We start from the raw sequence: 13,451 nt of genomic DNA on the forward strand, positions 1-13,451 counted from the left end.
CGTTCGCCTCCGCCCCACGCGGTCCTAGAAGTTGAGGCCGACCCGGAGGCCGCCATAGCGACGGAAGTCACGCGGCAGCACCGCCTGCGTCGCCTGCCCGGGATTGGCTGCGGACAGGCCGAAATTGCCCGCGCTGTTCACGAGTGCCGGGAAATATTGCTGGTCGAACACATTGTTGACGAAGGCGACCACTTCCCATTTGCGATCCTGCGAGCGCACGCCGAGGCCGACATTGACGATGTGATACGCCTTCTGCGTCAGTTCCGGATCGCGCGAGGCATAGAAGATGTCGCTCTGATACTGCCAGTTCGCCTGGGCGATGCCGCGCAGATTGTCCGTCAGCGCGGGCGAATATTCGCTGTTGACCGAGAATTTCCACCTCGGCGCCTGCACCGCACGCGTGCCGGTCAGATTCTGGTAGGTCGCAGCACCACCGCCGGGATTGATGCAGCCCAGCGCCGCCGTCTGCATCGGATAGCATTGCGCCACCGGGAAGGATTTGTACTTGGCGTCCAGATAGGCGACCGACGCGCCGAGCGTGACGTCGGACCCGACCCGCGCCGCGGTATCGACCTCGACGCCCTTCGTGCCGAGCTTGCCGACGTTGGTGAGGCGGAAGTTCGAGGTGCCGTCCGCCAGCGTCTCGATCGTCTGCGCTTGCAGATTCTTGTAATCGGTATCGAACAGGGTGACGTTGACCGTCAGCCGCCGATCGAACCACTGCGTGCGGATGCCGAGCTCGCGATCCTTCGACTTTTCCGGCTTGATCGGGCCGGCCGCCGCGCGATTGGCGTTGAAGCCGGTCGTGAGATCGTAGGTCTGGCCCTTATAGCCCGTCGCATAGGTCGCGAAGGCGCTGATCGCGGGCGTGAATTCGTAACGCAGGCTGGCCTTCCACGTCTCGGCCGTGTCCTTCGCCCCGCCGCTGAAGAAATTGCGGGCCGGCGCGACCGCCAGATTGTCCTGATAGGTGTAATCGACCTTTTCGTTCTGGATGCGCGCACCGCCGGTCAGCGTCGCCTTGGGCAGGAACTCCCAATCCGCCTGGACGAAGCCGGCGACCTGCCGCGACTTGGACGTCGCGAACCAGTTGGCCAGCGAGAAGGTGGGACCGCGCATGAACGGCCGCTCGAACGCGACATGCGCGTAATAAGCGCCGACCGTGTAGCGGAACGGCTTGTCGCCCGGCGACTGCAGCCGCACTTCCTGCGTGTAGAGCTTCGACCGGAATTCGCCGACCTGGATGTTGAGACCGTTGGGACCCGGCGCCGACGTATCGTCATGGTCGAGATAATCGTTGAGGTGGAACTTGTCGTAGGACGAGACCGTGATCAGCGTCATGTCGCCGAGCCCGATCTCGCCGCGCAGATTGCCGCCGTAGCCCGAATAATTGGTGCGCGCGTTATAGTTGTTGCTGACGTCGGTATTATCGGTGCCGATGACCACGCCGGGCATCGTCACCGCCGTCGTCAGCGCCGCGGCCCCGCGCAGGCGCGCATTGGGCGACAGGCGGACGAACGGGCGACCCACATCGGTCGCGCCCTTCAGATAATTGGCCGAGAGCGTGAAGGAGACGTCATCGCTCGGCCGGAAGCGCAGCTTGCCGCGCGTGTTGAAGGTCTCGCGGCCGTTGACCTCCTTGCCGTTGAAGAGGTTTTTCACGTTGCCGTCCCAGAACGAATAGGCCGCCGAGACGACATAGCCGAGCTTCTCGTTGATCGGGCCCGAGACGCTGAAATTGGCGCCATATTCCTCGTCGGTGGTCGCAACCGCGTTGGCGCGCACCTGGAGCGTATCGGTCGGGCTGCGGGTGATGATGTTGATGAGGCCGGCCGACGCCGACTTGCCGTAGAGCGTACTCTGCGGGCCGCGCAGCACCTCGATCCGCTCCACGTCCGGCAGATCGGTGAAGGCGCGCGCCTGGAAGGCCAATGGCACTTCATCGACGAGCACGGCGACGCTCGGCTCCACGCCGATGCCGAAGGCGAAGGTGCCGACGCCGCGCAGCGAGATATTGGCGTTGACCGGATGCTCGGCGGGCCGGATCGTCAGCGAGGGCGCGATCTTGCTGAGATCCTGGAACTGGCGGACGCCGGCGGCAGCCAGCTGCGCGGGCGAGACGACCGACACGGCGAGTGGCACCGACTGGACGTTCTCGGCGCGCTTCTGCGCGGTCACGATGATCTCGCCGGGATCGTTCGCGGCGAGCGTCTCGGCCGGCGGCGACGCGGGCGCCGTCTGGGCCCAAACCGGCGCGCCGGCCACGATCAGGCCCGCGACCAGCGCCCCCCGCCCGACGATGATGTGGAAACGGCTCATTCAAACCTCCCCTTCTGTACGCGCCGATATTTTGCGACTTCGGCTACGGCGCTTGTCTAACATTTGGCCTTACCAGATTCAAGCGGCACCAAGAGAACGCGCGTAATTCTTTTTAAGATTGGTCTAACCGGCAGAAGCCGTGACTGAAATGCGCACGCCTTTGCGACCGTCACGTATCACGGGCTCTGCCGCGTTCGTAGCGACGAGCTCGCGCATGTCCTCAAGCGGTAGCAGTACGGTCACGACCGGATCGCCGATGGTCGGCCCAGAGCGGCTCACCTCGATCCGCACCTGCGCGGCATCCGCCTCGCCTCGGACGATCCAGCGGTCGACCGGCGCATGGCCATCGCCGCCATCGTCGATGGCAGACCAATCGAACGTGCCTTCGATCGGAGGGAACAGCCAGATCCCGCGCTCCGTCGCGCCCGGCCGCCAGCCGCCCGGCGCAAGATCCACAAGCATCGCCGAACCGACGCGGGCGAGCAGCGGCGGCGGCCCGTCCACGGGCGCGGGCAACACGTGCGATCGGCCGCCCTCCAGCCGTGCGCCGCTCCACAGGTGGATCCAGTTCGCACCGGCCGGCGGGCGGACGACGCGCTCGGTCGCGCCTTCCTCGACCACACAGGCGACGAGCAGGTCCGGCCCGAGCAGATGATCGTCGCTCTCGGCCCAGGCGACCGGATCGTTCGGGAAATCGAGCCAGACGGGGCGAACCATCGGTTCGTATTCCGCATGATAGCGATGCAGCAGATCGTAGAAGAAGGGCACGAGCGTCTGCCGCAGCGCCAGCAGGCGGCGCATCGCCGGCAGCGTCTCCGGATACATCCAAGGCTCGTTGACCGTGCGGTCGTCATTCCAGCTGTGGATGCTGAAGCGCGGCATCATTACGCCCGCCTGCACCCACCGGATCAGCAGTTCGGGCGACGGCGCGGGTCCGGCGAAACCGCCGATATCGTGCCCGCTGTTCGACACGCCCGACAGCGCTAGGCCGATCGACTGGCGCGCATTGTAGCGGAGCGACTTCCACTCGGTGCGATTGTCGCCGCTCCACGTCTGCGCATAGCGCTGGAGCCCGGCCATGCCCGATCGCGTGACCACATACGGCCGGCGATCGGGAAACTTCTCGGTCTGCGCCCGGCGCGACGCCCGGCTCATCAGCAGCGGCTGGACCGGCCGCATCTCGGCTGCTGCGCGGGGTCTGCCGAAGCCGGCGAAGCGCGCGCGGGCGTCCCAGATCTCATATTCGTTATTGTCGTTCCAGGTGGAGACGATGCCGTTGTCGAGCAAAGCCGTCTTCACCTGTCCGCGCCACCAGGCGGCCGCCTGCGGATCGGTGAAATCGATATAGCTGCCCACCTCGTCCCAGAACTGCGCCTCGATCGGGGCGCCCTCTTCGTCCGCGACGAACGATCCGGCTGCGGCGACCTCGTCGTAAAGCGGGTGGCTGCGCAGCAAGGCCGGCTTGATATTGGGGACGAGCTGGACGCCGGCCTGCGCATAGCTGGCGACGAATGCCGCCGGATCCGGGAACTTGTCCCGGTTCCAGTTGAAGACGTAGCGCTTCTCGCCGATCGACGTGTAGCCGGACGACAGATGGAAGGACGTGCAGCCGAGATCGTGCGCGGCGAGCTTGTCGAGGAAGCCCGCCATCTGCGCCGCGGCGTCGGGCGCGTCGGTATAGGTCATGGTCGAGCCGGAATAGCCGAGCGACCAGCGCGGCATCAAAGCGGGGCGGCCGGTCAGCCAGGTGAAGCGCTTCGTCACCGCCAGCGGATCCGGGCCGGCGATCATCCATAGATCGAGATCGCCCGATGCCGCGATCATGTGCCGATAATGCCCATGATAATTGTCCAGCTCGCGCCCGAGATCGAAGCCGACGTCGGCGCTGCTGTCGTAGAAGGCGCCGTGGCAGGCCCCCGCTTCGTCGGCTACGAGCAGATAGGGGATCGACTTGTAGAGCGGATCGCTGTTTTCGGCATCGAAGCCCATCGGATCGAGGTTGGTGAGGCGGAAGCTGCGGCCGGCGCGATCGCAATCGCCCGATCGATCGCCGAGCCCGTAATAACGCTCGCCCGGCCGGCGCGCGGCATAATGATAGGTGCGCTCGTCCCACCAGCCGAAATTGTACGATTGGGTCGGCCGGTCCTCGGCCATCAGCCGCCAGCCGTCGCCATGCTTCTGCTCCCAGGTGCAGTGCAGGCCGTGGAGGCGCACGGTCAGGCGGATGCGCTTGGTGGTGAGGATCAGCGTGTCGTTGCCCGTCTCCAGCGCGAATCCCGGGCAGGAGAAGCCACTCACGTCCATCCGGCCGCGGCCGGGCTCTGCGATGTCCTCCGCGCCCGGCGCGATCGCCCAGCTTGGCGGGCTCGTGACCTCGTTCTGCACGAGCAGCAACAGGCGGACGATATCCTCCTCCAGCACGAACAGATGCGCGATGCTGCCCGTATCGGCGGTCAGCGTGACGCGGCCGGGGACGCGATCGGTGACGCGGAAGCGCGGCGGATCGGAAAGCGTGGCGCGTCTCATCGGGCGGACTCCGGAAGGGTCAGATAGCGGATGGCGAGGATCAGGATCACCGCGGCGATCAGATCGAAGACGGACAAGGCCGCGAACAAAGGCGCATAGCCGATCAGATCGGCCAGTTGCCCGATCAGCAGCGAGAAGAGCAGGCCACCGGCCCAGCCCGCCTGCCCGACGAAGCCGTTGGCGGTGCCGACCTCCTCGGCCGTGAAGACATCCGCCGAAAGCGTGTTGATCAGGACCGAGATGATCTGGTGCGCGAAGCCGCCGATGCAGAACAAGGCGATCGCCGCATAGGGGCTGACGACTAGGCCGATGCAGCCCGGCGCGATCATCAGCACCGCCGCGAAGCCGATGCCGGCGACGCGCGAGGGGATCAGCTTCATCCCGAAGCGGCGGACGAGGAAGGGCGAGAGATAGCCGCCCAGCACGCCGCCGAGATCGGCCGCGAGGAAGGGCAGCCATGCGAACAACGCGATCTGCTTGAGGTCCATCCCCCGCTCGCTGGCGAGATAGAGCGGGATCCAGAAACTGAACGTCTGCCATGCGGGCTCGACGAGGAAACGCGGGACGGCGATCGTCCAGAAGCGTGGGCTTGCGAGGATCTCGCGCGCGGTGGCGCGCTTGGCGGGATGGGCCGGGCGATCGGCCGCGATCAGCGCCTGCTCCTCGGGCGTGATCGCCGGATGCTCGTCCGGGCTGCGATAGAAGGCATACCAGGTCGCCGCCCAGATCAGGCCAACCGCGCCCGTGACCACGAACGCCATCCGCCAATCCGCCCACAGCGAAACGGCGACGACGACCGGCGGCGCGATCAGCGCGCCGAGCGAGGTGCCCGCATTGAACCAGCCGACCGCCACCGATCGCTCGCGCGCCGGGAACCACGCCGCGATCGCCTTGATGCCGGACGGCACGGCGGCGGATTCGGCGAGCCCCAGCAACCCTCGGAAGAATGCTAGGCTCAGCCAGCCGATCGCCAGCGCATGCAGCATGTTCGCCGCCGACCAGGCGAGACCGAACAAAGCGAAGCCCGTGCGCAGCCCGATCCGGTCCACGATCGCTCCCGCCACGGGCTGCATCACGGTGTAAGCGAGCTGAAACGCGCCGACGACATAGCTATATTGCTGCGTCGTCATCGCCAGATTGGTCTTCAGCTCGGCCGCCAGCACCCCCAGTGAATTGCGGGCGAGATAATTGGCGATCGTGCCCGCGCAGATCAGCGCGACGATCCACCACCTGAGATATCTAACCCGCCTCATTCCACCCCTCTCCGGCCCGCCTTCGTGTCCGCGGGTCTCGTCATTCCGCTCAGCCCGCTCGGTCCGTCTCATGCACCGCGACGCCCGCCGCCGTGCACGCCGCCGCCAGTGCGGCATCGGTCATGCGATCGGTGACGAGATGATCGATCGCCTCCATGTCCGCGATCCGCACCGGCGCGGGCCGGCCGAACTTGGTCTGGTCGACGCCGAGGATAACGGTCCGCGCGTGACTGATGATCGTCTGCGACACGCGCACCTCGTCCACGTCGAAATCGAGGAGCGTGCCGTCCGCGTCCACCGCCGAGGCGCCGATCAAGGCATAATCCACCTTGAACGCGCGGATGAAATCCATCGCCAGCGCGCCGACCACCGCACGATCGCTCGCGCGCACCTTGCCGCCCGCCACGATCACCTCGATCGTCGGGCGATCGGCGAGGATGTCGATCACGTTGAGATTGTTGGTCACGACCAGGAGATCGCGATGATCGACGAGCGCGCGCGCGATCGCCTCGGTCGTGGTGCCGATGTTGATGAACAGGCTCGATCCGTTGGGCACCAACGCCGCCGCAGTCTCGCCGATCGCGGCCTTGGCAGGGGCGGCAACATGGCGGCGCGCCTCGCGATCGAGATTGTCGACGCCCGACGTCACGACCGCACCGCCATGCACGCGCGAGAGCATCGATCGCTGGGCGAGGATGTTGAGATCGCGCCGGATCGTCTGCGGCGTCACGTCCAGTTCCACCGCGAGCGTCTCGACCGCGACGCTGCCCGCGTGGCGCGCGATCTCGAGGATGCGCGCATGGCGGAGCGCGACGATGTCCGCTCCCTCGATCGCCATCAGCCGACCGCCTGCGGTTGGGCCACCGGATGGGCCGCGAGATAGGCGGTCAGCCGCTCGGCCGTGCCCTTCGGCACGTGCAGCCCGAGCTTCGACCGGCGATAGAGGATGTCCTCCGCGGTCCGCGCCCATTCGCGCTCGCGCAGATAGTCGACTTCGCGCGCGCTCAGCCCGCCGCCCAGATCCTCGCCGAGATCGGCCACCGTGCCCGCCGCGCCGAGCAGCCGATCGACGCAGGTGCCATAGGCCCGTGCCAGCCGCCGCAACAGCGCCTCGGGCAGACCCGGGCGCGCGGCCGTCAGCCGGTCGACGAAGGTGTCGAAATCGGCCATGTCGCCGCCGGGCAGCGCAGCGCCGGCCGTCCATGCGGGCTTGGCTTCGGGGAAGAAGCGCGTCAGCTCCTCCAGCGCATGTTCGGCGAGCTTGCGATAGGTGGTGATCTTGCCGCCGAAGATGCTCAGCATCGGCGCACGATCCTCGCCTGCGTCCAGATCGAGGACATAATCGCGCGTCACCGCCGCGGCGCTGCCCGCTTTGTCATCATAGAGCGGCCGGATGCCCGCATAGCTCCAGACGATGTCGCTTTCGCCCAGTTCGCCCGCGAAATAGCGGTTCACCGTCTCGAGCAGATAGCGCGTCTCGCCCGGACCGATCGTGGCGCGTCCCGGCGCGCCCTCCCAGGGCTCGTCGGTCGTGCCGATCAGCGTGAAGCGCCCCTCATAGGGGATCGTGAACACGATCCGGCGATCGGGGTTCTGGAGCATGAAGGCGTGATCGCCCTCGTACAGCCGCGGCACGACGAGGTGGCTGCCCTTGATGAGCCGCACGCCGCGATCGACAGCGGCATCGGGCACGCGACCCAGCACGTCCGCCACCCACGGCCCCGCCGCATTGACGAGCACGCGCGCCGTCACCTCGCGAGCGACCTCCTCGTCCTCGATCGTAGCGATCCAGCCCGCGCCCGCGCGCCGCGCATCCACCAGCCGCGTGCGCGTGCGGATTTCCGCGCCCAGATCGGCTGCGTCGCGCGCGTTGAGCACGGTCAGCCGACTGTCTTCCACCCAGCAATCCGAATAGACGAACGCCTTGCCCTTCGCCTGCTTCAGCCCCTGCCCGTAAGGCGTGCGGCCGAGATCGACGGTTTCGGTCCCCGGCAGCTTCTTCCGCCCGCCGAGATGATCGTAGAGGAACAGCCCCAGCCGGACGATCCACGCGGGGCGCGGCGACTGGGTCTGCGGCAGCACGAAGCGCAGCGGCCAGATGATGTGCGGCGCCATGCCCCACAGCCGTTCGCGCTCGATCAGCGCCTCGCGCACGAGGCGGAACTCGCCATATTCCAGATAGCGCAGGCCCCCGTGGATCAGCTTGGTCGAGGCCGACGAGGTGTGCGCGGCGAGATCGTCCTTCTCGACCAGCAGGACGGACAGGCCGCGGCCGGCCGCATCGCGTGCGATGCCGGCCCCGTTGATGCCGCCGCCGACGACCAGCAGGTCGATCATATCGTCCGTCGCGTCGTTGCGCATGGCTTGCGTCACCGTCCTCTCGCGACTCGGATTAGCATCGCTTCGTCAAAAACGAAAGCATTTGACGCGCGAACGAAAATCACTCAGCCTGTAAGCGAAAACAAAATGGATCGAGAGGCGATGGCGAAGACGCACATATTGGCGATCGATCAGGGCACGACCTCGACGCGCAGCCTCGTCTTCGACGCCCGCGCCAGGCGGATCGCCACCGCGCAGACCGAATTCGAGCAGATCTATCCCGCGCCCGGCTGGGTCGAGCATGATCCGGAGGGGATCTGGCGCGACGTGCTCTCGACCGCGCGCGAGGCGATCGCCAAGAGCGGCGTGGGGGCCGACGGCATTGCCGCGATCGGCATCACCAACCAGCGCGAGACGACGATCGTGTGGGATCGCGCGACCGGCGAGCCGCTCTACAACGCGATCGTCTGGCAGGACCGCCGCACCGCCGAGCACTGCCAGGCGCTGAAGGCGGATGGCGCAGAATCGGACATACGCGCCCGGACCGGCCTGCTCGTCGATCCCTATTTCTCCGCCACCAAGATCGGCTGGATCCTCGATCATGTCGACGGCGCACGCGCGCGCGCGGAGCGCGGCGAACTCGCCTTCGGCACGATCGACAGCTTCCTGCTCTGGCGCCTCACCGAAGGCCGCGTCCACGCGACCGACGTCACCAATGCCTCGCGCACGATGCTCTGGAACATCCACGACAATCGCTGGGATGCGGAGATGTGCGCGCTGCTCGGCGTGCCGGACTCGATGCTGCCCGACGTGCACGACAATGCGCACATCTTCGGCACCACCGCCCCTGGTTTGTTCGATGCCGAAATCCCGATCGCAGGCATTGCCGGCGATCAGCAGGCGGCGCTCTTCGGCCAGGCCTGCTTCGCGCGCGGCTCGGCCAAATCGACCTACGGCACGGGCTGCTTCCTGCTGCTCAATACGGGCGAGGAGGCGATCACCTCCGACCACCGCATGCTCACCACCCCCGCTTACCGGATCGGCGGCAAGACGACCTACGCGCTGGAAGGCTCGATCTTCGTCGCCGGCGCGGCGATCAAATGGCTGCGCGACGGGATCGGGGTGATCACCCATGCGCGCGAGACCAACGACATGGCCACGCAGGTGCCCGACAGTCACGGCGTCTATATGGTCCCCGCCTTCGTCGGCCTCGGCGCGCCGCATTGGGATCCCGATGCGCGCGGCGCCATTTTCGGCCTGACGCTCGGCGCCACGCAGGCGCATCTCGCCCGCGCCGCGCTGGAGGCGGTCGGCTATCAGACGCTCGACCTGATCGAGGCGATGGTGATGGACGGCGGCGGGCGGCCCGCAATCCTCCGCGTCGACGGCGGCATGGCTGCGAACGATTGGCTGTGCCAGTTCCTCGCCGATCTGCTGCAGGCGCCGGTTGAGCGGCCCGACGATCTCGAGACGACGGCGCGTGGCGCCGCCTTCCATGCCGGCCTCGCGGTCGGCCTCTGGTCGGGCCTCGACGAACTGGAGGCGATCTGGTCGCGCGACGCCTGCTTCGAACCCGACATGCCCGACGACAAGCGCTCTCGCCTCATCGCGGGATGGCAGGACGCTCTAGGCCGAACGCTCCGAAAGAATTGAACTTCCGTGAAGGACGAGATCACTGATCAGTCGATCGACGGAGCAGGCATGCTCTCCAGATGAACAAATGCCTGCTCGCGCTACCTGAGCGCCTGAAACCGACCGTGCCGCTGCCCACCAGTGTCCAACCAGCGGGGCGAAAGAACATCGTTTCCTCGGCGGCTTCGGTGGCAGCACATAGGCGCAAAGCAACAGACAGCGGGATTACCCGGTGCTTATTAGCAACTAGTCGCGCTTTAAGCGCCAACAGCTAAGTGCTTGAAGATGTGGTGGACGCACTTGAGCTCGAACCAAGGACCCGCTGATTAAGAGCTTCTGGGTCTTAAAACGAACAACCTCTGAAAATCAAGTATTTGCTCGCAAATCAGCGATTTAGGCTTTCGGCTTAGGGAGCCTGGGAGGACACTGAGGACGTACGAGGACTGCAAATCCCCACAATTTCCCCACACAAATGTTGCATCTTTTGCCGGAAATCCGAACACAGGCGATGATAGTGTCGTGACACGCTCCAGGCCGAAAGAGGTCCGAATGACAGTATGTACGGCATCGACTTTCTACTGGTTTTACGGCGACAACGACGCAGCTGTGGCTATCGTCACAGCATCAGATCGCATGCTGACGGATAACGGTCTGGGCATAGAATACGAGAGCAGCCATTCGAAGATCGCCCATTTTGGACCTCACCATATGATTATGGTTTCCGGCGATCTCTCGGTAAATAGCCTTATACTGCAAGCCCTGAGGGAGGCCTTTCCCGAAGCACCTCCCTCTACTGCCTTACTCGCTATCGGCTTGGGAAACGTGATTTGCGCGGTGATGGCTGATCGCGCTGCACGGAAGTACCTTCGACCGCTCGGCATCACCAACGAGTTGATCCAGCAAACGCAGGGAGGGCTGTCCGGTCTGGCCTACCGGCCGGCCTGTTGGAGCAGATCGCTGGTCAAATGCAGTCCGAGAGCCTCGATCTTGAGGCGTTGGTCCTAGGATGCGATGGCCGTGTCGCTTCGATGTTTCGGATGATGGCGGCGGCATCGTCACAAGCCACGTTGATATCGGATTTGTTTCGATCGGCACCGGCGGCATCCATTCGTCGGCCTACTTCATGCAGCTGCCGTTTAATCATCAAGTGGGATATCACCACGCACTGCGGACGACGTTCTTCGCCAAGAAACGAGCAGAGGTATCGCCGGGCGTCGGCGTCCAGACCGACATGTTTCTGATAACGGGGAACGGGGTGTCGGCGATTCAAGCCGCCGATCTTTCGCTGATGGAACAGGGCTACCTACAGCATCGCAAGCAAAGTGATCGATGGCTCGACCGCCTCACGAGGAAGCTCGCTACGCGCGGTCAGGAAGCGGACGCCGTCAAAGAGAATGTGGAGACACCACTGACAAACAGCAACGCTCCCGAATGAGGAGGCCGACGATATGCCCAACGACTTCATGCGTGCCGGCGGAAGCGCATCCCGGAACCCAAAAAGACAAAAAGCGACTTTTTAGAGCCGCTGATCGCTTTTTAGACCCGCTGATCGCCACGCCGCAGAGATGGCGCCGGATTTCTAGTGGTTCTGCAATAACTTACGATAGGAGAAGTCAGCGGGTCTAAGAACCTCATTGAGATGTAAGGACTTTTTAAATCCCCACATTTTCCCCACACAAATGTTGTACTTTTTACCACGGCGACGCCCAATTGCGTCCTAAGCCGTTGAAAAAATGGTGGACGCACTTGGGCTCGAACCAAGGACCCGCTGATTAAGAGCCGCTCATCGCCTCAACGATTTCAACACGTTAGCCGAGACCCGCTGACTCATGGGCACATCGCCCTCACCAATTTTTACTCGTTTATCAATATGATATGCATTGAGGTCCGGTCTAAACCATCCGTGTATCTGGCGTGTACCTGATGAGTCAGCGGGTCTTGCGAGCCATTCAAAAACTTGAATTGACGCTAAGCAGTCAGTGCGCGTAGATCGCAACTGCACATGCTTCGATTTGTCCTCAAGCAAGTCTATTTTTCCCGAACCAGCTCCTGCTTTTTTGAAAGGTTAGTCTTACTAACACTTCAGGCGCGCTTAATTGCGTAAAGGGGAGCACCTTTACGACGCTCTCGCCCGAGCTATTCGGCCGAAGCGTAGGAAGCGCGAGGTCGCCGACCTCGCATCTCGCCATCTCGTACTGGTTATTTATCCGTCTGGGCACCGATCCTGGATTTGGCGCGGGCAGCTCGATGGGAAATCAGTCCGGAAAACATTAGGCGAATTTCCGACCTACTCCGTCGCCGAGGCACGCGAGATGGCGAGGGAGATCAGCGCCAACAGAGAACGTGGCGTCAACCTAATAGCAATCCGGCGGCAAGCAAGTGAAAGGCAGAAGGCTCACGAGCGCATGTCTTGTGATTGGGCATTCGGTCAGTACATGAAGTACGAAGGCCGAAAACGGAAAACCGCCGACGAAAAATGGCGAATCTATCGTCGCGAGATATCTCCAGTGATTGGGACTAAGTCGGTTCACGATATCAGATACGAGGATTTGATGCCTATCCTCCGTGAGAAGGCGCGGACGGCCCCGATACAGTCCAACCGGATTAGAGACCTCATTAGACGGTGGTTGAACTGGAGCGTTCGCGAGGGACGCGATCTAACAAAACTGGAGTACAATCCTGCTCGCGACCTGCCGAAGCTGGGAAGGGTAGTGGCTCGCAGCCGCGCGCTGAGCGACTACGAACTCACGCTTTTGCTCCGTGTACTGGACGCATCGTCGTCCATTTACGTGGAACCATATCGGTTTATCCTGCAGACTGGGTGCAGGCGAGGTGAAGCGTTCGGCCTTCGCTGGGACGAACTTTTCGAGTTGGACAGCCACGGGCATTGGCGATTGCCTGCTGAGCGATCCAAGAACGCGCAGGAGCTGCTGCTCCCGCTGCCACAATCACTAGTCGATATGCTCAAAGATCGTCGAGCCCTCCGGGGCAACAACCCACTTGTTTGGCCGACTGCAGGCCCCAGCGGAGGCGAGCTGACGGGATACTCGAAGGCACTAAGCGGTTTCGAGCGGGCGATGAGAGAGCTGGCTTCCAGAGACGGAAAGACGATCCCACATTGGACCGCGCATGATCTTCGGAGAACGTTCATCACGCGAATGCACGGACTTAAGGACGCGTATCATCGGACATTATCCCGAGATGCGATCTTTAGCATTACCAACCACAAGCAGGATGGCATCAGAGCCACTTATAATCGATACAATTACTACGCCGAGAAACGTGACTATCTACAGATTTGGTCATCGTTCCTAGAAAAGCTGAGTCTCGTTGACCACCGGCAGCTTGAGTTTTTTCAGTTGTTAGCTGCGTGATGCATTATGGACAGAAGCGTAAACCGTG

Annotated in this window: 9 protein-coding genes; 4 read left to right on the plus strand and 5 right to left on the minus strand. The window is 63.8% G+C overall.

Features of this window, described 5'->3' with window-relative positions; translation table 11 throughout:
- Positions 1-24 precede the first annotated feature (24 nt).
- The 5 genes from Q4F19_RS12560 to Q4F19_RS12580 form a co-directional block, all read right to left on the minus strand.
- Positions 25-2,319, minus strand: coding sequence for a TonB-dependent receptor (locus Q4F19_RS12560; RefSeq protein WP_303543060.1), 2,295 nt, complete (start codon positions 2,317-2,319; stop codon positions 25-27).
- 123 nt (positions 2,320-2,442) lie between these two features.
- Positions 2,443-4,845 (minus strand): glycoside hydrolase family 31 protein, encoded by a 2,403-nt coding sequence (locus tag Q4F19_RS12565; protein WP_303543062.1) that lies wholly within the window; start codon positions 4,843-4,845, stop codon positions 2,443-2,445.
- On the minus strand, positions 4,842-6,098 hold the full coding sequence (locus tag Q4F19_RS12570; RefSeq protein WP_303543064.1) for an MFS transporter: 1,257 nt from the start codon (positions 6,096-6,098) through the stop codon (positions 4,842-4,844). Before Q4F19_RS12570 ends, Q4F19_RS12565 begins: the two co-directional genes overlap by 4 nt.
- A 49-nt stretch (positions 6,099-6,147) precedes the next feature.
- On the minus strand, positions 6,148-6,936 hold the full coding sequence (locus Q4F19_RS12575) for a DeoR/GlpR family DNA-binding transcription regulator (RefSeq protein WP_303543066.1): 789 nt from the start codon (positions 6,934-6,936) through the stop codon (positions 6,148-6,150).
- Positions 6,936-8,459, minus strand: a complete 1,524-nt coding sequence (locus Q4F19_RS12580; protein ID WP_303543067.1) for a glycerol-3-phosphate dehydrogenase — start codon at positions 8,457-8,459, stop codon at positions 6,936-6,938. The genes Q4F19_RS12575 and Q4F19_RS12580 overlap by 1 nt, the downstream gene beginning before the upstream one ends.
- Before the next feature lie 120 nt (positions 8,460-8,579).
- Here Q4F19_RS12580 and glpK point away from each other — a divergent pair, with 120 nt between their 5' ends.
- The 4 genes from glpK (at position 8,580) to Q4F19_RS12600 (ending at position 13,423) form a co-directional block, all read left to right on the plus strand.
- Complete coding sequence (glpK, locus tag Q4F19_RS12585; RefSeq protein ID WP_303543069.1) at positions 8,580-10,070, plus strand: glycerol kinase GlpK; 1,491 nt, start codon at positions 8,580-8,582, stop codon at positions 10,068-10,070.
- A gap of 528 nt (positions 10,071-10,598) precedes the next feature.
- Positions 10,599-11,054: a hypothetical protein gene (locus Q4F19_RS12590; RefSeq protein WP_303543071.1), complete on the plus strand. Its 456-nt coding sequence runs from the start codon at positions 10,599-10,601 to the stop codon at positions 11,052-11,054.
- 1 nt (position 11,055) lies between these two features.
- On the plus strand, positions 11,056-11,484 hold the full coding sequence (locus tag Q4F19_RS12595; RefSeq protein WP_303543073.1) for a hypothetical protein: 429 nt from the start codon (positions 11,056-11,058) through the stop codon (positions 11,482-11,484).
- A gap of 661 nt (positions 11,485-12,145) precedes the next feature.
- Positions 12,146-13,423 (plus strand): tyrosine-type recombinase/integrase, encoded by a 1,278-nt coding sequence (locus Q4F19_RS12600; RefSeq protein ID WP_303543075.1) that lies wholly within the window; start codon positions 12,146-12,148, stop codon positions 13,421-13,423.
- Positions 13,424-13,451: the final 28 nt, after the last annotated feature.

Origin of the sequence: Sphingomonas natans (genome assembly GCF_030546695.1) — a bacterium.
In the GTDB taxonomy this organism is placed as follows: Bacteria; Pseudomonadota; Alphaproteobacteria; order Sphingomonadales; family Sphingomonadaceae; genus Sphingomonas_I; species Sphingomonas_I natans.

Bases quoted from the DNA above. Each gene is read 5' to 3' on its own strand.
- Q4F19_RS12560 (WP_303543060.1), bottom strand. From the start codon at position 2,319: ATGAGCCGTTTCCACATCATCGTCGGGCGGGGGGCGCTGGTCGCGGGC.
- Q4F19_RS12565 (WP_303543062.1), bottom strand. From the start codon at position 4,845: ATGAGACGCGCCACGCTTTCCGATCCGCCGCGCTTCCGCGTCACCGAT.
- Q4F19_RS12570 (WP_303543064.1), bottom strand. From the start codon at position 6,098: ATGAGGCGGGTTAGATATCTCAGGTGGTGGATCGTCGCGCTGATCTGC.
- Q4F19_RS12575 (WP_303543066.1), bottom strand. From the start codon at position 6,936: ATGGCGATCGAGGGAGCGGACATCGTCGCGCTCCGCCATGCGCGCATC.
- Q4F19_RS12580 (WP_303543067.1), bottom strand. From the start codon at position 8,459: ATGCGCAACGACGCGACGGACGATATGATCGACCTGCTGGTCGTCGGC.
- glpK (WP_303543069.1), top strand. From the start codon at position 8,580: ATGGCGAAGACGCACATATTGGCGATCGATCAGGGCACGACCTCGACG.
- Q4F19_RS12590 (WP_303543071.1), top strand. From the start codon at position 10,599: ATGACAGTATGTACGGCATCGACTTTCTACTGGTTTTACGGCGACAAC.
- Q4F19_RS12595 (WP_303543073.1), top strand. From the start codon at position 11,056: ATGCGATGGCCGTGTCGCTTCGATGTTTCGGATGATGGCGGCGGCATC.